The following is a 19,248-nucleotide window of genomic DNA, read 5'->3' on the forward strand; positions in this document are numbered from 1 at the left end:
CCCATGAGCCCTACCCATCAGGTCATCATCATCGGCGCCGGTTTCGGCGGTCTTGGCATGGCGATTCGTCTCAAGGAACAGGGGCAGGATGATCTCCTGCTGATCGAAAAAGGCCACGATGTGGGCGGCTGCTGGCGCGATAACACCTACCCCGGTGCGGCCTGTGACGTGCCGTCCCACTTGTATTCGTACTCCTTTGAGCGGCACTACCCCTGGAGTCGCCGATTTGCCCCGCAGCAGGAAATCTTTGCCTACCAGCAATACTGCGCCCGCAAATACGACATCTACCGCCACATTCGCTTTAACACCGAAGTCGCCGACGCCCGCTACCAGGATGACGCTGGCACCTGGCAGGTTACCCTGACCAATGGCGACATTCTCACCTGCAAGGCACTGATTACTGCGACAGGCCAGCTCAACCAGCCCGCCTATCCCCCCCTCGCCGGCATTGAGGATTTTCAGGGAGCGCACTTCCACAGCGCCCGCTGGAACCATGACATCGACCTGACAGGAAAAACCGTGGCGGTGGTCGGCACCGGCGCCAGTGCCATCCAGTTTGTCCCGGAAGTGGCCAAACAGGCCGCCCGGGTAAAACTGTTCCAGCGCTCTGCGGCCCATGTGATTGCCAAACCCGACCGCCCCTACCATTCCCTGGAACACCGGCTGCTCAAATGGCTCCCGGCCACCCAGACGCTGGACCGGCTGCGCATTTACGCCGCCAATGAATCCCGGGTGCTGGGCTTCACGTCCCTGCAGCAGGCCATGAAGATCTACGAATGGCTGTTCAAGCGCCACCTGCGCAAGCAGATTGCCGACCCGGCGCTGCGTGAGAAGCTCACCCCGGACTACCCCATGGGCTGCAAACGCATCCTGATGTCCAATGACTATTATCCGGCCCTTGCCAAGGACCATGTGGACGTTATCAACCACGGCATCGCCTCGGTCGATGCGACCGGCCTGACCGATACCGACGGCACCCACCACCAAGCCGATGTCATTATCTATGGCACCGGATTCCGGGCCACTGACTTCCTCACCCCCATGACCGTTATCGGCCGCGACGGCCAGGATCTGAACCAGGCGTGGCAGGACGGAGCCGAGGCCTACCTGGGCATCACTGTTCGCGGTTTCCCCAATCTCTTCATGCTCTACGGCCCCAATACCAATCTCGGACACAACTCCATCATCTACATGCTGGAAAGCCAGATTCACTATGTGCGCCAGTGTCTGGCAGAGATGGATGAGCAAGGCCTGCGTGCACTGGAGGTCCGCGATACGGTACAAGCTCAATTCAATGACGACGTGCAACGCAAGATACGCGCAACCGTCTGGGACAAGGGCTGCCATAGCTGGTACAAGACTGACAGCGGCAAGAACACTAACAACTGGCCGGGCTTTACCTTCGACTATCGCCGCCTTACCCGCCACGTAAACTGGAGCGACTATGAGCTTGTTCGTTGACCGCATCAGCCGGTCTCAATCCTTGCTGCAGCAAGTGCTGGCCGGGATCCTGCGCACCTCGCTGGCGCTGCTGTTCAAACCGGTGGTCAACCCGCGCTTCAGCATCCAGACTCAACGCCGCTGGATGACCCTCATTGCCGGCACCACCCTGACAGCACGGGACGTGGGCAGTCATGACGCCCCGGTTGGCGACGTGCCCTGCCGTCACTATCAACCGCTTCATGCCCAAGGCACGGTGTTGTATCTGCATGGCGGTGGCTATGTGGCCGGAAGCCCCGACACCCACAAAGCCATCACCTCTCATCTGGCCCGCTATGCCAATGCCCGGGTGGTGGTGCCAGATTACCGTCTCGCCCCGGAGCACCCCTGCCCGGCAGCGATTGACGACGCGGTGGCGGTCTACCTGGGTTTGCTGGATGAAGGCGTTCACCCGGACACCCTCACCCTGATGGGAGACTCCGCCGGCGGCGGGCTGGCCATGGCGCTATTGCAGGCCCTGCAGGCCCGCAAGGTTGCCCTGCCCAGCAGCGTGATTCTGTTTTCGCCGTGGGTCGACCTGACCGCCACGGCACTGTTCGACACCGACCGTGATTGCCTGCTCAGCCCCGCCTGGCTGGAGAGCGGCGCCCTTCTGTACGCCGGTGCAGACACCGACCGTGCCCGCCCGCAGTGCTCGCCCATCAACGGTGAGCTGGGCAACCTGCCACCGGTGCTGATTCAGGCCGGCAGTGACGAGATCCTGCTCAATGACAGCCACCGGCTGTGCCAGGCACTCAATGACGCTGGCACGCCCGCACACCTGCAGGTGCACCCTCAACGCTGGCATGACTTCCAGCTCCACGCCGGGGTACTGGCTGATGCCGACCAGGCACTCATGACCTGCGCCCGCTTCATTCACCAACACTGGAAGGACGTCCGCCCATGAAACGGATCCTGATCACCGGCGCGGCCAGCGGCATCGGCCTGGCCACCGCTCGCCTGTTTCACCGCAATGGCTGGACACTGGGGCTGACGGATATCAACCACGACGCCCTTGTCGAGCTGGCCAGCGAGCTGGATCAGTGCTGGCATCGGCAGCTGGACGTCACCGACGACATTGCCTGCCGTCACGCCTGCCAGGAATTCGCTGCCGATAGCGGCGGACTGGATGTGCTGTTCAACTGTGCCGGCATCCTGCAGATGGGGCATTTTGAAGACATCAGCGCCGAGCAGCACAAGCGTATTATCGACATCAATGTCACCGGCCTGATCAACATGACGCTGGCCGCCCATCCGCTACTGCAAGACAGTAACAGTGCTGCCGTCATCAATATGAGCTCCGCCTCGGCGCTCTACGGCACTCCGCACTTCGCCTCTTATTCCGCCAGCAAATTTGCCGTGCGTGCGCTGACTGAGGCACTGGATATTGAATGGGGCCGCCAGGGCATTCGGGTACTCGACATCATGCCCCCCTTTGTCAGCACCCCCATGTTGACCGAAGCCAGCTTCCGTTCACCGGTTGTCGATCGTATGGGGGTCAACCTGGATGCCGACGACATCGCCCGCACCGTCTTCCAGGCTGCCACCGAGACTGCCCCTGTGCACAATCCGGTGGGTGGCGTCTTCAAACTGATGACGCTGAGCAACAAGCTGCTGCCCAGCCGGGCCACACGCCTGCTGATGCAGTTCATGAGTCGGGAATAGTGTCAGCGGCGGGTTGCCCTGCAACCCGCCAGCAAGGAATGTCGTCTCGTCACTGCCCGCTCTCACGGGCTGGCACGGTGTACCGGATCACGACCTTGCGACGCCCCCATTCCCGCGCGGCCTCAATGTCCTCACCCATGTAAATATCGATTTTTTTCTTCCAACGCCTGTGCATTTTGTCTTTGACTTTCCAGGTTCCGGGCAACCCCTCGATCTCCACCTCGGTGTTATGGTCCAGCCCCAGCGCAATCAGGTCACGGGACACCGCAATGGCCTTCATGCCCGGCTCCAGCCTGTCTCCCCACGCCGCCAGGGCATGGTCCTTGCCGTGCCCCTGGCCGTGCAGGGAGTTGTACGCCGTCGCAGTGACCGTGAGGGTTTCCGGCTCGGGTTGTGCCTCGCAAAACGACACCAGCCAGGTCAGCGACACCACAGCCAATGCAAAGCCGCCCGCATTCACTTTCCGTTGCCTCGGCAGGGTTACACTCATTCCATGCTCCGTTTTCTGGTTTTCATTATGGTGTTGCCTTTGTACAGCGCCTGCAGTCAGCAGGCCTATGTGGAGACCCGCACGCCCATCGAGCCAACACTGACGTCGTGGGAGGCAGATCAACCGCCCCGTGGCGTGGTGCTGGCCCTGCACAGTTTCGGCGACTACCACGCCGCCTTTGATCAACTGCGTCCGCGCTTTGCCGAGGCCGGCCTGCTGCTGGACAGTTATGATCAGGCCGGTTTTGGTTCACGCCTGCAGCAGGGCCACTGGCCAGGGGAACAACGGCTGGTCGAGGATGCGGTACAACGCATCGATCATCTTTACCAAGCCTACCAACGACCGGTGTTCGTGCTGGGTGAAAGCATGGGCGGCGCAGTCGCCATCCTGGCCGCACAACAGCGCCCTGACAAAGTCGCCGGGCTGGTGCTGGCCGCCCCGGCGGTGCGAGAAGGCATACGCTTGCGCTACGGCTGGAATGCCGCCATCGCTACCGTCGCCGCTATCGCACCCGGTTACCGCGTCACCGTAAACCGTGACCCGGACGACCCGTCTCTGGCCCCTGCCAATGCCCGGCGGCTGGCCCGCGATGCCCTGGTCATGCGACAGGTCAGGCTGGACACCTACTGGGGGCTCATTCAACTGGCCGATACCGCCAGCAACCAGGCCGCCAGCCCGGCTTACCCCGAGTTACCCGTGATGCTGCTCTACGGCGGCAAGGACAACACGGTGCCGCAAGCCGGTATCGATGCCCTGCGCAGGCATTTTGACCCCCACCTGTGCTGGCAGTTTCAGCCACAAGCCCCTCACCTGCTGCTGCAAGGCAATCAGTGGCAGGCTACCGCGCAGCGCATTATTGACTGGATCCAGCAACAAGAGGCAGGAATTGGCCCCAGCAGCACGTTACAGATGTCGCCAGACTGTTACCCTGTCGCCACGGATGACAACCACAGGGAATACTCTCCATGAGCAAACGGGTACTGATCACGGGTGGCAATTCAGGTATCGGGCTTTGCACCGCGGAACAGCTGGCAGCACAGGGGGCAGACGTGACTCTGGCCTGCCGGAATATCAGCAAGGGCCAATCCGCCGTTGCCCGCATCAAGAACCGCTATCCCAATGCCGGCGTACGCCTGTTTCCGCTGGACCTGTCTGATCTGGAAAATGTCCGTGACAGCGCAGCCAGCCTCTATCGTGAGCTGGGCGCCATTGATGTGCTGATCAACAACGCTGGCGTGGTACCTACCCGGCAGGAGTACACCCGGGATGGCTATGAAATGCAGTTCGGGGTCAACTATCTGGCGCCCGTGCTGTTTACCCACTTGATGCTGCCACTGCTGCAAAAGGGGGAACAGCCCCGCATCCTGCATCTGGCGTCTGTGGCTCACTGGTTGGGGCGCATCAACAAGAAAACCTGGCGGGGCCGCAAACCCTACCTGGTGATGGATGCCTACGGACAATCCAAGCTGGGTAACATCCTGTTCAGCAATGTGCTGGCAGATCGGCTCCAGGAACTGGGCATCACCAGCAACGCCCTGCACCCCGGCGGAGTGGACACCCCCATTTTCCGGCATGTGCCCAAACCCATCATGGCGCTGATCAAGCCCACACTGACCACCCCGGAAAAGGCCGCCCGCCTGCCCGTGAGCCTGGCCCTCGATCCACAATATGCCGGCATCAGCGGTGAGTACTTTGCCAATTTCAAACCCGCCATGCGTTCGCCACTGGCCCGCAACCGCAAGCTGGCAGACACCCTCTATTACGACACCATGGCGGAGCTGGGCCTGCCCGCGCTATAGCCGTTCAGGCGATACAGGCAGCTCAAGGGCTGCCTGCTCTACCGCCTCACGCAACTGCGGGTAAAACACCAGAAACCCGGCTTCCAGCGTTTCATAACGCGGTTCGATTTCCTCGACCATTCCGGCAAACGGGTTCGCAAAACGGATCCTGGCCGCGATGGCATCCAGGGCTTCTCCCACCTGCGACAGGCGGGCGTACCGGTTTAGCAGATCATGCTCCAGCAGCCCCTCCATCCGGGGGCGCATGGTCGCCGGCATCATCGGCAAGCCCGCTTCCAGGTCCCGGTAGTGCTGCGCAATGGCTTCCTCGCGTGGCTCCGCATGAAAATCCGACCAGTGCTGCCATAGAAAATGATCAAACAACACATCCAGTGCCACCCCGGAAAATCGCCTGCGTTGTGAAGAAAAACCTCGCCGCTGGGCCACGACCCAGGGGTGGTCATCGGTAAAGCGGTCCACCAGCAGGTGATTGGCCAACCCCCGTGCCACCGGACCAGACAGGGCTGAACGGTCCACGCCACGCAGGAAGTCACCCAGCACATTGCCCACCTTGGAAGGCACGGAGGGCTTGGCCAGAGAAAGGTGCGCCAGATAATTCATGACACTGCACGGAGCGTGCCCAGTGCATACTCACACCGGGCCCGCGGCAGGATTCAGCCCGGCGGCCAGTTGAAGGAACGGCCGCCCAGTACGTGCACGTGAAGATGGAAAACGGTCTGGCTGGCGCCGGCACCGTTGTTCACATTCAGACGAAAATCTTCCAGCCCTTCCTGTTTGGCAACCTGGCTGGCGATCAACAGTAAATGCCCCAGCAGCGACGCATCTTCGGCGCCGGCATCCGACAATTTGGGAATCGGTTTTTTGGGAATCACCAGAAAGTGCGTCGGGGCCTGGGGATTGATATCCCGGAAAGCGAGGCACTGGTCGTCTTCGAAAATGATGTCGGCGGGAATCTCCCGGTCGATGATCTTGGAGAACAGGGTTTCAGCCATGGTGTGATTCTCTCCTGGTTAGCATGCCAGCCGCGAGCAGGACATTTACCGTCAGGATGTGCACTTCACTGAGTATCGGGTGTGCCCCGGTTCACAGCTCGCACGATAACTGCACGGAAAATAACCCAATACGGTGACGACAACCTTAGCGGCAGGTCAGAATGGTGGCATTATAGTGCTCTCTGAATCCATCTTTGATCAACCGGGACAGCATGGCGACACTCTTTGTTGAAAATTTGACCGTTGCAGATTTTTCCTACCTGCACCCCAAACGCGGCATGATCGGGGAATCCTGGCTGGTTGACCTGGAATTAAGCGGCGATCTGGACCATCAGGGCATGGTGTTCGATTTTGGCCACATCAAGAAATCCATCAAACGTATCATCGACGACAATGTGGATCACCGACTGCTGGTGCCGATGGACTGCGAACAGGTCTCCGTGGCCGAGCGCGACAACAACACCAGCCTGGAGTGGCAATACCGGGGCGGCACGATTCGCATGGTCGTGCCCAGCGAAAGCCTGTTGCTGATGTCCGGCCCGGAAGTCTCCAAGGCCAGCCTGACCTTGTACCTGATGGAGCTGGTACAAAGTATCGTGCCTGAGAATGTCGCAGAGGTTCGCGTCATTCTGCGCGAGGAAGACACCGGTACCGCTCCCTATTACCACTATTCCCATGGCCTGAAGAAGCACGACGGCAACTGCCAGCGCATTGCTCACGGCCACCGCTCCAGCATCCATATCTTTGAAAATGGACGCCGCAGCCGTTACTGGGAAAAGCTCTGGGCCGACCGCTGGGAAGATATCTATATCGGCACAGAAGAGGATCTCGAGGGCACCTACTACATTGATGAGATTCCTCATCACCGGTTCCGGTACGACGCACCACAAGGGCGATTCGAGCTGGTCATCCCGGAAGATCACTGTTATTTGATCAATACTGACTCCACCGTGGAGCAGCTGGCCGCCCACATTGCTGAGCAGCTTGCGGTAGAGGCGCCCGGCAAGCACTTCCGGGTGCGTGCCTTCGAGGGGGTTGGCAAAGGGGCCATCGCCGAAGCGGGCGAGGATCTGCCCGGCCGAACCCAATCGGGCTGGCTGGCCGGTTCTGCCGTAATCTAGGGCCTGTCTGCAGGAGCCATGGGCACATCCAGCCGGATCCCCATGGGAGCATCGCCCCCTGCAGACAAAGGGCGGGGGCGAGCGGCGTGGCGGCCCATTACTCCTGCGAGAGAATGCTTTCTGCCTCTTCCTGAATCAGTCGACGCAGCCAACGATGAGCCACGTTGTGGTGCAACAATGATGACCAGGCCATCTTCAGCTCGAACTCCGGGATATCGAAAGGCGGCTGCTTGATCAGCAGCCGGGGATTCTGTGCCTGCATTTTCGCCACCCGGGACGGCAGGGTCGCCACCAGATCATTGTTCATCGCCAGCAACGCCGGCATCTGATAGTGGCGGGTAAAAATACTGATCTTCCGGCTCTTGCCCAGCAACTCCAGGGCATGATCAATCCAGCCAAGCCCGCCCAACTTCTCGGGATTCATGCCAAAGCCAACACCAAACCCGGTTTTCGACACCCAGATATGCTGAGCCGACAGGTAGCTCTCCAGATTGAAATCCATGGCAATGGGGTTGTCGCGATTCAGCAGACAGGAAAACGAATCTTTCCACAGATTCACCTGATGAAATGATCCTGGCATCTCGTTGAACCGGTTCACCGCCATGTCTACCCGGCCCTGCTCCATATCCTGATAGCTCACATCCGAGGGGGTCAGAAAATCCAGAACCACATCGGGCGCTTCTGCCCGCAGCCGCCGCACAATATGCGGCACCAGAGTCGCCTCGGCATAATCACTGGTCATGATCCGGAACACCCGGCGACTGGCTTCCGGCCGAAAAATATCTTCCGGGACGAACAACTGCTCTGCCTGGGCAAGGATTTGCCGAACCAACGGCCGTAACTCCTGGGCTCGCTCGGTGGCAGTCATCCCCTCGCTGGTTCGAATCAGCAGGGGGTCACCGAACATTTCCCGCAACCGTTTAAGTGAGTTACTCATGGCAGGCTGGGTAATCCCCAACTGCTCGGCAGCCCGGGTCACATTTTGCTCACGCAACAGCACATCCAGGTACTTGAGCAAGTTCAGGTCTGCGCTGGCAATATTCATTGCTTGAATAACCTATCAAATCCACATCATTGAAATGGATTCTAACACCCGGCCCGCCCGCCCTGCCCGAACTATTTGTGGGCATGGCGCGCCACGCCTTAGTGCAAGACTTCGAGACCTCTCATGACAGGTGTTAACCACGTCCCCCTTTGCACTAATGGCAACCTGCCAGTATCGCCTGATAACAAAAAAATGCGTAAGGTGTGGACACATGTAGATCACGGTGCGGCACAGTAATACAAGCCTGAATCTGATCCGGCACTGTTCTCACAGGTAGTGGTTTTTCCCTGTTTACCCATTTCCCGGCGGCGCAGTCGAACGCCCTGCATACCGCAAAGGCAGCCAAGCATCAGGCCACCGGGAAAGAATCAGAGGTTACTATGACAAACAACGCCACCACGCGAACCGAGAAGTTCGTGGTGCGTTTCCCTTGCGGAATGCGTGCAGAAGTGTCAACGGCGGCCAACCATAGCCATCGCAGCATGAATGCAGAAATCATTGCCCGGTTGGAGCACAGCCTGGGTAATTGGCCCGAAACCCTGCCTCAGGGAGAAACCGCCGTGCCGCAAGGTTCGGAGGAAGCGTTTTTGCTGGAGCGCTTTCGCCAGCTTTCGGTGACCAAACAGCAGGCCCTGCTTGCCCTTTTGGACTAACAGGGAAACCGACCTTTCATCTCCGGTGCGCGCCGTCAGGAAAACAATTTATGCCGTCTCGTGGCGCTTGCGCTACCATGGCAGTGCCAACTTCATGGAATGAACAGGAGCCCGGTCCGGCGTGACGGCAACACAGTCTCCCAATCCCCTGCCCACCGGCAGCGACATCTCGCTGCCCTGGCATCTGCGCCTGCCCAAGGCGCTAGAGAAGGACTTCCGCCTATACTTTCGCGCCTCAGTGGCCAAGGTCGCCCCGGGCGCTTTCCTCCTGATCGGTATCCTGTTGGCCTGTGCGATGCTGGTGGAATCTGTCGTTGGTGACGAAATCATTGCCCACTCGTGGCGTCCGCGTCTGTTTACCCTGATGATCACCGGGGGCTGCCTGCTACTGGCCCGTAACCCTCGCGGGCGCGAGTGGCTGCACCCCGCTACGCTCACACTGGGGCTTGCCATCGCCAGCACGGGAAACTACCTTGGATACACCATTTCCCACCCTCTTTCCTACACGTTCTTTCTGCATACCCCTATTGCCGTAATCATGATCTGCACGCTGATCCGGGTCCCCTTTTACCAGGCACTGGGAGGGTCTCTGATTATGATAGGCGCTCTTGGGGTTACCCTGTTTATGGATCCTTCACGTGTAGAATTCGAACCGCTGACTCTGATGTTAGTCACCCTCGCCTTTTCCAGCATGAGCCTGTTCGGTCAATACGTGTATGAACGACTGCTACGTCAGCACTTCCTGTCAGAACACGTTCTGTTTCAACACAGGGATGAACTGCACTCCGCCAACCTGATTCTGGAGAATCAGGCCACGGTGGATGGCATGACCGGGTGTATCAACCGGCGGGGTATGGAATCCCGATTGAATCATCTTTATCACCTGCTCCAGAAGCAAAGCCCTGACGCTCCTGAACGCGTGACACTGATGCTGTTTGATATCGACTTCTTCAAGCAATACAACGACACCTATGGCCACCCTGCCGGGGACGAATGCCTCAAGAAGGTCGCCAGCGTACCGCTATCCATGGTGCAGGCGGAAAAAGACTTTGTGGCACGCTATGGCGGCGAAGAATTCGTGATCGTACTGACCGATTCCAGCTTCAACGATGCGCTGGTGTTTGCCGAGCGCATGCGTAACCGCGTCGAGCAACTAGGCTTGCCACACAGCGGTTCCCGCATCAGCCAGGTGGTCACCATCAGCGTCGGGGTCGCCTGCTCAGACGGCCAGGCCGACAACGGTGCCGAACTCCTCAAGCTCGCCGACGAAGCCCTCTACCAGGCCAAAGGCGCAGGCCGTAACCGGGTGGCGCTGATGAGCAATCAGGGGCTGGTAGAAATGCTTAATTAATACCGCCGCGAGACGGTTTTCCATGTGTTTCAGGTTCCAATCAGCGCGACCACGCCGCTGTTAACTATTCATTGTTACCTGCCATTTGTGGAACTACCGTCACCGGATCCAGCTTCTCCTCAAACCAGTTGAGTCGCCAGTCCAGGTGGGGGCCAGTGGCGCGGCCGGAGGCGCCGACTTTGGCAACCGGGTCGCCCTGCTTGACGGTCTGGCCTTTTTCTACCAGTACCTCACTCAAATGAATCATGGTGGACGAGACCCCATAGCCATGATCCAGAATCAGGGTGCCTCCGGAGTAGTAATTATCGTTCTGGACCAGGGTCACCACCGCATCGGCCGGAGCCACCACCACCGTGCCGGTGGGACGGGCCACATCGACGCCGTAATGGGGGCGGCCCGGCTTGCCGTTGTAGACCCGCTGACTGCCATACACGCCACTGATTCGGCCGGTCAACGGCCACTGGAAATTCGTCAGGAACGATTCGCTGTCAGAATCCGTCGCTCTGGCGGCTTTGATACCTGCGGCTTCGCGACGAATACGTTTGAGCACTGCCTCCGGGGGAGGCGCCACCGTCCGCTGGGGCACCCCTTCCACACGCTGGATGTCGTACTCACGCTGGCTCAGGGTGACCAACACTTGCTGAGTCACCTCCTCCTTTTGCAAAACCAGTGTCTGTTCCAGCGCCGCATCGCGACCGAAACCGACGGCAAAAAAACCGTCACCCGTGGTTCGCACCGGTTTGCCGGCCAAGGACACGGAGACTCCTGGCGCCACCTGACCGCGCAACAATGTGCCCTGGGTGCGCTCACCGTTCAGGGACAATAGCCAGTCGCCGGCGAAGGCGGGACTCACCAGTAGCCATGCCGCCAGCACGGCAAGTGTTCTCATGCTTTGCAATTCCGTCTCCTGATAGATGAACCGTGACAACAGTATTTAGCCACCCTGGCTGCGAAGCCGATGAGGGAGCCCGCACGCTGGCGATAGAGCATTCCCGATGCCACATCGCTGCAAGCAAGCTCCCACTGGGGGACAACCGAACTGTGGGAGCGGTGGTTCCACCGCGAATAAAGAGCCGGCCGCAGCAAGCACGGTCGGACGACCGCCCCCACTCTGCCGTTCAGCCTCCAGCCCGCGCCTGTCAGGCAAAGGCCGCCCCATCCTCCACGTCCAGCTGCACCGGGTCCAGATGCATTTCGCCATAGCGGCGCCACACACGCGAACGGATGAACAGCTGATACAAGTCGGGGTCAAGATGATGGTTATCGCGCATGCGCTGCATGATCGCCAGCGCTTCGCTGAGTTTCAACGGCGTCTTGTAGGGTCGCTCTTTGGCGGTCAGCGCCTCGAACACATCGGCGATCGCCATGATTCTGGCAGGAATGGACATCTGCTCGCGGGTCAGGCCCAGCGGGAAGCCGGTACCGTCCATTTTTTCGTGGTGGCCACCGGCGTATTCCGGCACCCGTTTCAGCTTGGCCGGGAACGGCAGCGAGCCCAGCATGTCCAGTGTCACATCCATATGGCCATTGATGATCTGCCGCTCCTCCGGGGTGAGAGTGCCCCGGGGAATGCACAGGTTTTTCACCTCATCCTCGGTTAACAACGGGCGGCACTGCCCCCAGGCATCGGTCCAGGTTCGTTGGGCCAAATCCCGTACCCGCTGCTGATCCTCTGGGGGCATGCGCTCGCCGCCCCGATTGATTCTCTCCAAAAACGCGAGGTCAGCCGTCAGCGCATCGATTTCCTGCTCCATGCGCTCACGCAACGAAGGTTCCAGTTCCGGGGTCTGCACGCTCTCCTTTTCGTACTGGAATCGGATTTCTGCCCGCAGGGTGGCAAAGCGGCTGGCGACTTCATCAATGCGATCGTGCAGTGTATGTAATTTGGTGGACTTATCGAGCACCGAATCCGGGGTCGCCAGCTTGCCACAGTCATGCAGCCAGGCAGCCACATGCAATTCGTACCAGCCTTCCTCATCGAGCTGAAAGTCCGCGAAATCACCCTCGTCTTCACAAGCCGCCTGGGCAAGCAGCTCGGTAATCACCGGAACACGCTGGCAATGCGCGCTGGTGTGGGGGCTCTTGGCGTCAATAGCCTGGGCCAGCACCTTGATAAAGGCATCCAACAGTTCCTTGAGCTCCTGCACCTGACTGAGGTTGCTGAGCGCAATTCCCCCATAAGTCAGCAACGACTGGAAGATCAGATGGCCATGCTCAAGGCGTTGCAGGTTCCGCGGAACCGCTTTGCGGTAGAGCAGCTGCAAGACCCCTGTGACACGCCCTTCATGGTTATATAGCGGCCACAGTTGCAAGGCCTGGGCTTCAGGGACCAGTGCCTCCATCACCGCGTGATCCTGCTCGGGCAGCGTCTGTTCTGCGAGCAGCACGGTCTGGGGTTCGCCAACCTGAAAGCAGGCTTCTACCAGGCCTCCGGCATCCAGCGGCCTGAACCAGCGCGCGGCCTCCCGGAACTGGGCTGCGCCAGGCGCCCGACACAGGCAACGCAAACCCTCCCCTTCCCGGGCATCATCGTACAACCAGGCAAGCCCCGCATCGGCACCACACAGCGAACCAGCCTCCTGAAGCAGGGTATCCAGCAACCGGGGAACATCTTTTTGCTCGCTGAGATGCTGGGCGACCTTCAGCAGGCGGGGCAGCAGGGACTCATCGGTTGTCGTCTGCGTGTGCGGCACAGGCGTGGTCATGGGCTATCCAGCTCCCGTTAAACGTCCATTCTTGCCGGTCTCATCGGGCAACCGGCCTGTATCAAGCATAAGGCGGTGCTTTCATTCAGGCAAAAGGCATGTTTGTTGCCTACAATTATCAGCCGTATGTCCAATAATCACTGACAAGCGCCAACTGCGGCACTTTGCTCCTTGAAGCACAACGTCCGATTGCCTACCATCCTCCGGTTCTGAGCCAATCACCTGGATCCTTCAACCATGAGTGTCAGCTACCAACTGCCCGATGGGGCAAGCATGGAGTTTGATCAGCCGGCTTCCGCGCTGGAGATCGCCGAGCGTATCAGCAAAAAACTCGCTAAACAGGCCCTTGCCGCCAAGGTCAACGGCACCCTGATCGACGTGTATCTGCCCATCGAAACAGGCGCAACAGTCGAAATCATCACCCGTGACACCGATGACGCTCTGGAACTGATCCGCCACGATGCCGCCCATGTCATGGCTGAAGCGGTGCAGGAACTGTTCCCCAACACCCAGGTGACCATTGGCCCGACCATTGAAAACGGCTTTTACTACGACTTCCATCGCGAAGAGTCGTTCACCCCGGAAGACCTCAAAGCCATTGAAAAATGCATGCAGGACATTGTGCGTCGCAACGAGGAAATCCGCCGTGAAGTCTGGGACCGCGACGAAGCCGTGCAGTTCTTCCTCGACAAGGGCGAGGAGTTCAAGGCGGAAATCATCCGCGACCTGCCCGCCGATCAGGAAGTGAGCCTCTACCGTCAGGGCGATTTCATCGACCTGTGCCGTGGGCCCCACCTGCCCAGCACCAGCAAACTTGGGGATGGATTCAAGCTGACCAAGGTCGCCGGTGCCTACTGGCGCGGCGATGCCACCAAAGCTCAGCTGCAGCGTATCTACGGCACCGCCTGGCGCGACAAGAAAGAACTGAATGCCCACCTCAAACAGCTTGAAGAAGCGGCCAAGCGCGATCATCGCAAGCTGGGCAAGGAAATGGACTTGTTCCACCAGCAGGAAGAAGCCCCCGGGATGGTGTTCTGGCACCCCCGCGGCTGGGCGATCTGGCAAAGGGTGGAACAGTACGTACGCAAGGTGTACCGCAACAGCGGCTACCAGGAAGTACGAGGCCCGCAGATCATGGACGTGAGCCTGTGGAAGCGCTCCGGACACTGGGACAACTACCAGGAAAACATGTTCTTCACCGAATCCGAAAAGCGGACCTACGCGGTGAAGCCCATGAACTGCCCGGGCCATGTCCAGATCTACAACGCAGCCCTGCACAGCTACCGTGACCTGCCGATCCGCTACGCGGAGTTCGGCGGCTGCCACCGTAATGAACCTTCTGGCGCGCTGCATGGCATCATGCGAGTGCGAGCCTTTACCCAGGACGACGGCCACATCTTCTGCACCGAAGACCAAGTCGAAGCCGAAGTGACCGCTTTCCATAGCCAGGCCATGGCCGTCTATGCCGATTTCGGCTTCGAGAATATCTCGGTCAAGCTGGCCCTGCGCCCGGAAAAACGCATCGGCACTGACGAAGCATGGGACAAGGCGGAAAACGGCCTGCGGGCGGCCCTGAGCAATGCGGGTGTCCAGTGGGAAGAACTGCCCGGCGAAGGCGCCTTCTACGGCCCCAAGATCGAATACCACCTCAAGGATTCCATCGGCCGTGCCTGGCAGATGGGCACCGTGCAGTTCGACCCCATGATGCCTGAGCGCCTGGACGCGGAATACGTGGATGAGCACTCCCAGCGCCAGCGCCCGATCATGCTGCACCGCGCCATCGTGGGCTCCATGGAACGCTTTATCGGCATCCTCATCGAGCACCACGCCGGCCACCTGCCGCTGTGGCTGGCCCCGGTACCGGTGGTGATTGCCACCATTACCAACGCCGCCGATGACTACGCCGAAACAGTGAAAGCCAAACTGGAAGCCGCCGGCGTGACCGTGGAAATGGATCTGCGTAACGAGAAAATCGGTTACAAGGTGCGCGAACACTCCCGCGCCAAGGTGCCGGTGATTCTGGTGCTCGGCAAACAGGAAGAGGAAGAGCAGCAGGTGGCCATTCGCCGTCTGGGCTCACAGGCGACCGAGACCTTCGCCCTGGACGAGGCCGTGGCCAATCTGGCCGCAGCCACCCGTATGCCGATCTGATCGAGGCCGCTGCAGGGGCGTCGCCGGGGTGCGAATCGAGGGCCATCGAGGATAACCTTGACCCGCGTCGCCTCTCATGCGGCGCCCCTAAGGCCGATTGACTCGCCCCGGAGGCGTCATGTTCAAAGACAATGAACACCAGCCCGAAGGCTTTCAGCTTCCCCTGAAGGAAGCCCTGGACAACCTCAAATACAACGCTGAGGGGCTGGTTCCTGCCATTGCCCAACAGCATGACACTGGGGAAGTTCTGATGATGGCATGGATGAACCGCGATGCCATCGAGGAAACCCTGGCAACCGGGCGCGTCTGCTACTTCTCGCGCTCCCGCGGCAAACTCTGGCGTAAGGGCGAATCTTCTGGCCAGATGCAAATGCTGAAAGCACTGCGCATCGACTGCGACGCTGACACCTTGCTGGTCAGCGTGGATCAGACCGGCCCCGCCTGCCATACCGGCCGCCGCGACTGCTTCTACTGGAAAGCCGACACCGCCAGCGTGACCATCGACAAAACGCCGATCATCGATCCGAAAGAGCTTTATAAAAAATGAGCCTCAAGCTGCACAACACCCTGACCGGGCAAAAGGACGACTTCATTCCGCTGGACCCCAATCGCATCACCCTGTATGTGTGCGGCCCCACGGTCTATAACTTCGTCCATATCGGCAACGCCCGCCCGGTGGTGGTGTTTGATGTGCTGTACCGCCTGCTGCAGCGGCTCTACCCGGAAGTGGCCTATGCCCGCAACATCACCGACATCGATGACAAGATCATCGCGGCGGCGGCGGAGAATGGCGAAGACATCGGCGAACTTACCGAGCGCTTCAGCGCGGCGTTCCTCGACGACATGGCCGCCCTGAACGCCAAAACTCCGAACATCATTCCCAAGGCCACCGATCACATCCCGGAAATGCTGGCGATGATCGAAACACTGGTGGAAAAAGGCCACGCCTACGAGGCGGATGGTCAGGTGCTGTTCGCGGTGGAATCCATGCCCGACTACGGCAAGCTGTCCGGCCGCAAACTGGAAGACATGCTCGCCGGCGCACGGGTGGAAGTGGCCGACTACAAGCGCCATCCTGGCGACTTCATTCTCTGGAAGCCCTCCACCGAGGAACAGCCCGGCTGGGACTCCCCCTGGGGCCGTGGCCGTCCCGGCTGGCACATCGAGTGCTCCGCCATGATCCACAAACATCTGGGCGATGTGATTGATATTCATGGTGGCGGCCAGGACCTGATCTTCCCGCACCATGAAAACGAGATTGCCCAGGGCTGCTGCGCCCACGGCACCGATTACGTGCGTTACTGGATGCACAATGGCTACATCAACATCGACGGCGAGAAGATGTCGAAGTCGCTGGGCAACTTCCGGCTGGTGCGTGATCTGCTGACCCAGTACCACGGCGAGATCCTGCGCTTTGCGCTGGTCTCCAGTCACTACCGCTCGCCGCTGAATTTCTCTGCCGACGTGCTGGAAAATGCAGAGAAAGGGCTGGATACCCTTTACTACGCCCTGCTTGGGCGGGGTGAAACCGTGGAACCTGAAGCCGGTTACCAGCTGCCGGATAACCACCCGGTACTGGAAGCCCTGAAGGACGACCTGAATACCTCGGAAGCAGTCAGCGCCCTGCACGCCATTGCTGGCGAGCTGAACAAAGCGGCGCTGGCAGACAAGCCAAAGCGGAAAGCCGAATTGCTGGCCGCCGCCGACCTGCTCGGCCTGCTCACCGTCGAGCCGACCGCCTGGTTCCAGAACAAGAACGCCAGCGAGGACGGCCTCAGCAACGACGAAATCGATGCCCTGGTCGCCGAACGTACCCAGGCCAAGAAAGACAAGAACTTTGCCCGCGCCGACGAGATCCGCGAGCAACTCACCGACGCCGGTATCCAGCTGGAAGACACCCGCGAAGGGACCCGCTGGAGCCGGTAAGATCAGCTGCTATCCATAAGCTGTAAGCGATGGAAAAAAGCGACAGACAAGCTGTGCTGGGGCCTGTCGGGTTATGTGAAACCCCGCCGCAGACACCGGCCTGCTGGTGACCCCCTGCAGCGCCCAGCCCAGATCAGACAGGCGCTGCAGGAGACCCTGCTCCCACAAAGACCAACAATCGCGTAACGCGGCCGCTTTGTCTTCCGCTTACGCCACCTCCTGTCCGCGTTGTCGCTTTTCCTTGGAGCTCATCGCTGACAACGACTTTTACCACTCCAGCTGATCCATTCCCGGCAGTGCCGGCAGATCTTCGCGGCGCGCATTGGCAAAGCGCGGCTTCTCCAGTTGTTCCTTCAATCCTTCCAGCGTTTCGTAGGGCGCACGGGTCGCCACCAGGTTGGCCAACCAGACGGGCACGCTGCCACCGGGATCCACGAACGTCTCAAACTGGACACGTATCCAGCCGTCCTCCATCGGGGTCAGCACAAACTGATTATCCAAGGCGGGAATACGCACATACCCGTCCTGTTTGGGCAGGAACCCCTCGGCATTAACGCTATGCAAGATAATCGTACCCGAGCCCGATTCCTGTGTGAGGGTATTGGCGAGCACCACATCCCGGTCAGAGACCGGCCAGATGCCCTTGAAGCGCATGTGGATACGCTCTTGGTGATCCGCACTCAACCGCTCGGCGCCTTTTATCTGGAAGATCCACTCACCAAAGTTGTCCACTCCCGTCAGCACCGCCAGCACCGACGCCATGGACGCCTTGACTTCCACAATGCCCTTGAAGGCCTTCACCGGGCTATTGTCCACCTCACGGGCATAGGTGAAGATATCCCCACGTTCCTGCCCCTGATGGGTCGTCTTCCAGTCTTCCGCCCACAATGGGCCTGCCACTACCAATAGAGCCAGAAACAACGCTCTCACGATTTATTCTCCTGCCAGAAAATGCGCCAGGCATTATGCCCGGCAGTATCCCGGAGACAAGTTCCGGCCAGCGGATTGTCCCGGACACACAGTGCAACGATGTGAACATGATGCCGTTATGCGGAGCTCAATCAGGCTGGTGGCTCTCGGGCAACACCATGCCCTTGAGTGCCGGGTAACGCACCAGTGCCTGATCCAGCTTGGCCCCCTGGTAAGCGTCACTGCCGGCCAGCTTCCGCAGGCCTTGCAGCGTTTCCTTCGGTGCCTGATTGGAAATCACATTGGCCACTGACGACACATTACCGCCCGGATCGATCAAGGTCTCGAACTCGATACGGGTCCAGCCATCATCCAGCGGCGTCAACACAAAGCGGTCGCGCAGAGCGGCCACACGCACGTAGCCATCATGTTGCGGTTCACCATCCACCTTGCGGGATGCGATAGTAATCGCGCCGCCGTCAGCGTTCTGTGTCGTCTGAGTCTGAATCAAGGCATCCCGATCCTTTGCAGGCCAGATACCTTTGAAGCGGATATAGGCTTGATCATTGTCACGCAACTCCAGCGACTGGCACTGGTACAACCATTCAGCACAGGCCTGGGCGTCGGCCAGCACCGCAAGCACGCTGAGTACCGGTGCCTTGACCTCAGTCACCCCCCGGAATGCCTTCACCGGGCTATCGGCCACGTCCTTTTCGTAGGTGCTTACCTCCGTACGTCCCTGACCCTGTTTGACCGGCTCCCAGCCGGCAGCCTGAGCCATCGGCGCCCATACCAAACTGCCGACCACCAACCCTGCCGCAAACCATTTCGTAACGCCTGACCTCTCCATGTCATACTCCTTTCAAGGTAACAGGGTAGATATGACTGCAAGGAAAACTGGAAAATCCGGTGCCTCAGGCTTTATCATGCTTTTTTACATACATGTTATAACCTAACAACTC

19 protein-coding genes are annotated in these 19,248 nt (G+C 59.7%); 11 read left to right on the top strand and 8 right to left on the bottom strand.

Features of this window, described 5'->3' with window-relative positions; translation table 11 throughout:
• Nucleotides 1–3: 3 nt before the first annotated feature.
• From Q672_RS17630 to Q672_RS17640, 3 genes are read left to right on the top strand one after another with little or no spacing between them, the layout of a single operon-like run.
• Complete coding sequence (locus tag Q672_RS17630; RefSeq protein ID WP_022983713.1) at nucleotides 4–1,461, top strand: flavin-containing monooxygenase; 1,458 nt, start codon at nucleotides 4–6, stop codon at nucleotides 1,459–1,461.
• Nucleotides 1,445–2,386 carry an alpha/beta hydrolase gene (locus Q672_RS17635; RefSeq protein WP_022983714.1) on the top strand — a complete coding sequence of 314 codons (942 nt, stop codon included), beginning with the start codon at nucleotides 1,445–1,447 and terminating at the stop codon, nucleotides 2,384–2,386. The genes Q672_RS17630 and Q672_RS17635 overlap by 17 nt, the downstream gene beginning before the upstream one ends.
• Nucleotides 2,383–3,144, top strand: a complete 762-nt coding sequence (locus tag Q672_RS17640; RefSeq protein WP_022983715.1) for an SDR family oxidoreductase — start codon at nucleotides 2,383–2,385, stop codon at nucleotides 3,142–3,144. Before Q672_RS17635 ends, Q672_RS17640 begins: the two co-directional genes overlap by 4 nt.
• 49 nt (nucleotides 3,145–3,193) lie before the next feature.
• On the opposite strand, the gene Q672_RS17645 is transcribed toward Q672_RS17640, so the two are convergent.
• Nucleotides 3,194–3,634: a 3D domain-containing protein gene (locus Q672_RS17645; RefSeq protein WP_022983716.1), complete on the bottom strand. Its 441-nt coding sequence runs from the start codon at nucleotides 3,632–3,634 to the stop codon at nucleotides 3,194–3,196.
• Nucleotides 3,635–3,637: 3 nt separating this feature from the next.
• Between Q672_RS17645 and Q672_RS0116950 the strand changes: the two genes are divergently transcribed.
• Both Q672_RS0116950 and Q672_RS17650 read left to right on the top strand, forming a co-directional pair.
• A complete protein-coding gene (locus tag Q672_RS0116950) occupies nucleotides 3,638–4,603 on the top strand; it encodes an alpha/beta fold hydrolase (protein WP_022983717.1) in 966 nt (321 codons plus the stop codon).
• Nucleotides 4,600–5,433, top strand: a complete 834-nt coding sequence (locus tag Q672_RS17650; protein ID WP_022983718.1) for an SDR family oxidoreductase — start codon at nucleotides 4,600–4,602, stop codon at nucleotides 5,431–5,433. The genes Q672_RS0116950 and Q672_RS17650 overlap by 4 nt, the downstream gene beginning before the upstream one ends.
• Here the strand turns inward: Q672_RS17650 and Q672_RS17655 are convergent.
• Both Q672_RS17655 and Q672_RS17660 read right to left on the bottom strand, forming a co-directional pair.
• Nucleotides 5,428–6,033, bottom strand: a complete 606-nt coding sequence (locus Q672_RS17655; protein WP_022983719.1) for an acyl carrier protein phosphodiesterase — start codon at nucleotides 6,031–6,033, stop codon at nucleotides 5,428–5,430. The genes Q672_RS17650 and Q672_RS17655 overlap by 6 nt on opposite strands.
• 53 nt (nucleotides 6,034–6,086) lie before the next feature.
• Complete coding sequence (locus Q672_RS17660) at nucleotides 6,087–6,425, bottom strand: histidine triad nucleotide-binding protein (protein ID WP_022983720.1); 339 nt, start codon at nucleotides 6,423–6,425, stop codon at nucleotides 6,087–6,089.
• A gap of 212 nt (nucleotides 6,426–6,637) precedes the next feature.
• On the opposite strand from Q672_RS17660, the gene Q672_RS17665 reads away from it, so the two are divergent.
• Entirely contained in the window at nucleotides 6,638–7,546 is a 909-nt protein-coding gene (locus Q672_RS17665; RefSeq protein ID WP_022983721.1) for a 6-pyruvoyl trahydropterin synthase family protein, read from the top strand.
• A gap of 97 nt (nucleotides 7,547–7,643) precedes the next feature.
• Here the strand turns inward: Q672_RS17665 and Q672_RS17670 are convergent, their stop codons facing one another.
• On the bottom strand, nucleotides 7,644–8,591 hold the full coding sequence (locus Q672_RS17670; protein WP_022983722.1) for a LysR family transcriptional regulator: 948 nt from the start codon (nucleotides 8,589–8,591) through the stop codon (nucleotides 7,644–7,646).
• Between the two features lie 380 nt (nucleotides 8,592–8,971).
• Here Q672_RS17670 and Q672_RS17675 point away from each other — a divergent pair, with 380 nt between their 5' ends.
• Together Q672_RS17675 and Q672_RS17680 are read left to right on the top strand one after the other, a co-directional pair.
• The gene (locus Q672_RS17675; RefSeq protein WP_022983723.1) at nucleotides 8,972–9,244 is read left to right on the top strand and encodes an Arc family DNA-binding protein; all 273 of its coding nucleotides are present in this window, start codon (nucleotides 8,972–8,974) and stop codon (nucleotides 9,242–9,244) included.
• Between the two features lie 121 nt (nucleotides 9,245–9,365).
• Entirely contained in the window at nucleotides 9,366–10,595 is a 1,230-nt protein-coding gene (locus Q672_RS17680; RefSeq protein ID WP_022983724.1) for a GGDEF domain-containing protein, read from the top strand.
• 64 nt (nucleotides 10,596–10,659) lie between these two features.
• On the opposite strand, the gene Q672_RS17685 is transcribed toward Q672_RS17680, so the two are convergent.
• The gene (locus Q672_RS17685; protein ID WP_022983725.1) at nucleotides 10,660–11,484 is read right to left on the bottom strand and encodes a M23 family metallopeptidase; all 825 of its coding nucleotides are present in this window, start codon (nucleotides 11,482–11,484) and stop codon (nucleotides 10,660–10,662) included.
• Between the two features lie 250 nt (nucleotides 11,485–11,734).
• Nucleotides 11,735–13,300: an HD-GYP domain-containing protein gene (locus Q672_RS17690; RefSeq protein ID WP_022983726.1), complete on the bottom strand. Its 1,566-nt coding sequence runs from the start codon at nucleotides 13,298–13,300 to the stop codon at nucleotides 11,735–11,737.
• 237 nt (nucleotides 13,301–13,537) lie between these two features.
• On the opposite strand from Q672_RS17690, the gene thrS reads away from it, so the two are divergent.
• From thrS to cysS, 3 genes are all read left to right on the top strand, one after another.
• Entirely contained in the window at nucleotides 13,538–15,451 is a 1,914-nt protein-coding gene (thrS, locus tag Q672_RS17695; protein WP_022983727.1) for a threonine--tRNA ligase, read from the top strand.
• Nucleotides 15,452–15,569: 118 nt separating this feature from the next.
• Nucleotides 15,570–15,998, top strand: coding sequence for a phosphoribosyl-AMP cyclohydrolase (gene hisI / locus Q672_RS17700; RefSeq protein WP_022983728.1), 429 nt, complete (start codon nucleotides 15,570–15,572; stop codon nucleotides 15,996–15,998).
• Nucleotides 15,995–17,377: a cysteine--tRNA ligase gene (cysS, locus tag Q672_RS17705; protein WP_022983729.1), complete on the top strand. Its 1,383-nt coding sequence runs from the start codon at nucleotides 15,995–15,997 to the stop codon at nucleotides 17,375–17,377. The genes hisI and cysS overlap by 4 nt, the downstream gene beginning before the upstream one ends.
• A gap of 267 nt (nucleotides 17,378–17,644) precedes the next feature.
• Here the strand turns inward: cysS and Q672_RS17710 are convergent, their stop codons facing one another.
• Together Q672_RS17710 and Q672_RS17715 are read right to left on the bottom strand one after the other, a co-directional pair.
• Nucleotides 17,645–18,307: an START domain-containing protein gene (locus tag Q672_RS17710; protein ID WP_022983730.1), complete on the bottom strand. Its 663-nt coding sequence runs from the start codon at nucleotides 18,305–18,307 to the stop codon at nucleotides 17,645–17,647.
• A gap of 127 nt (nucleotides 18,308–18,434) precedes the next feature.
• Nucleotides 18,435–19,136: an START domain-containing protein gene (locus Q672_RS17715; protein ID WP_022983731.1), complete on the bottom strand. Its 702-nt coding sequence runs from the start codon at nucleotides 19,134–19,136 to the stop codon at nucleotides 18,435–18,437.
• Between the last annotated feature and the right edge of the window lie 112 nt (nucleotides 19,137–19,248).

The organism is Alcanivorax sp. P2S70, from assembly GCF_000475295.1.
GTDB classification, from domain to species: domain Bacteria; phylum Pseudomonadota; class Gammaproteobacteria; order Pseudomonadales; family Alcanivoracaceae; genus Alcanivorax; species Alcanivorax profundi.

Bases quoted from the DNA above. Each gene is read 5' to 3' on its own strand.
- Q672_RS17630 (WP_022983713.1), top strand. From the start codon at position 4: ATGAGCCCTACCCATCAGGTCATCATCATCGGCGCCGGTTTCGGCGGT.
- Q672_RS17635 (WP_022983714.1), top strand. From the start codon at position 1,445: ATGAGCTTGTTCGTTGACCGCATCAGCCGGTCTCAATCCTTGCTGCAG.
- Q672_RS17640 (WP_022983715.1), top strand. From the start codon at position 2,383: ATGAAACGGATCCTGATCACCGGCGCGGCCAGCGGCATCGGCCTGGCC.
- Q672_RS17645 (WP_022983716.1), bottom strand. From the start codon at position 3,634: ATGAGTGTAACCCTGCCGAGGCAACGGAAAGTGAATGCGGGCGGCTTT.
- Q672_RS0116950 (WP_022983717.1), top strand. From the start codon at position 3,638: ATGCTCCGTTTTCTGGTTTTCATTATGGTGTTGCCTTTGTACAGCGCC.
- Q672_RS17650 (WP_022983718.1), top strand. From the start codon at position 4,600: ATGAGCAAACGGGTACTGATCACGGGTGGCAATTCAGGTATCGGGCTT.
- Q672_RS17655 (WP_022983719.1), bottom strand. From the start codon at position 6,033: ATGAATTATCTGGCGCACCTTTCTCTGGCCAAGCCCTCCGTGCCTTCC.
- Q672_RS17660 (WP_022983720.1), bottom strand. From the start codon at position 6,425: ATGGCTGAAACCCTGTTCTCCAAGATCATCGACCGGGAGATTCCCGCC.
- Q672_RS17665 (WP_022983721.1), top strand. From the start codon at position 6,638: ATGGCGACACTCTTTGTTGAAAATTTGACCGTTGCAGATTTTTCCTAC.
- Q672_RS17670 (WP_022983722.1), bottom strand. From the start codon at position 8,591: ATGAATATTGCCAGCGCAGACCTGAACTTGCTCAAGTACCTGGATGTG.
- Q672_RS17675 (WP_022983723.1), top strand. From the start codon at position 8,972: ATGACAAACAACGCCACCACGCGAACCGAGAAGTTCGTGGTGCGTTTC.
- Q672_RS17685 (WP_022983725.1), bottom strand. From the start codon at position 11,484: ATGAGAACACTTGCCGTGCTGGCGGCATGGCTACTGGTGAGTCCCGCC.
- Q672_RS17690 (WP_022983726.1), bottom strand. From the start codon at position 13,300: ATGACCACGCCTGTGCCGCACACGCAGACGACAACCGATGAGTCCCTG.
- thrS (WP_022983727.1), top strand. From the start codon at position 13,538: ATGAGTGTCAGCTACCAACTGCCCGATGGGGCAAGCATGGAGTTTGAT.
- hisI (WP_022983728.1), top strand. From the start codon at position 15,570: ATGTTCAAAGACAATGAACACCAGCCCGAAGGCTTTCAGCTTCCCCTG.
- cysS (WP_022983729.1), top strand. From the start codon at position 15,995: ATGAGCCTCAAGCTGCACAACACCCTGACCGGGCAAAAGGACGACTTC.
- Q672_RS17715 (WP_022983731.1), bottom strand. From the start codon at position 19,136: ATGGAGAGGTCAGGCGTTACGAAATGGTTTGCGGCAGGGTTGGTGGTC.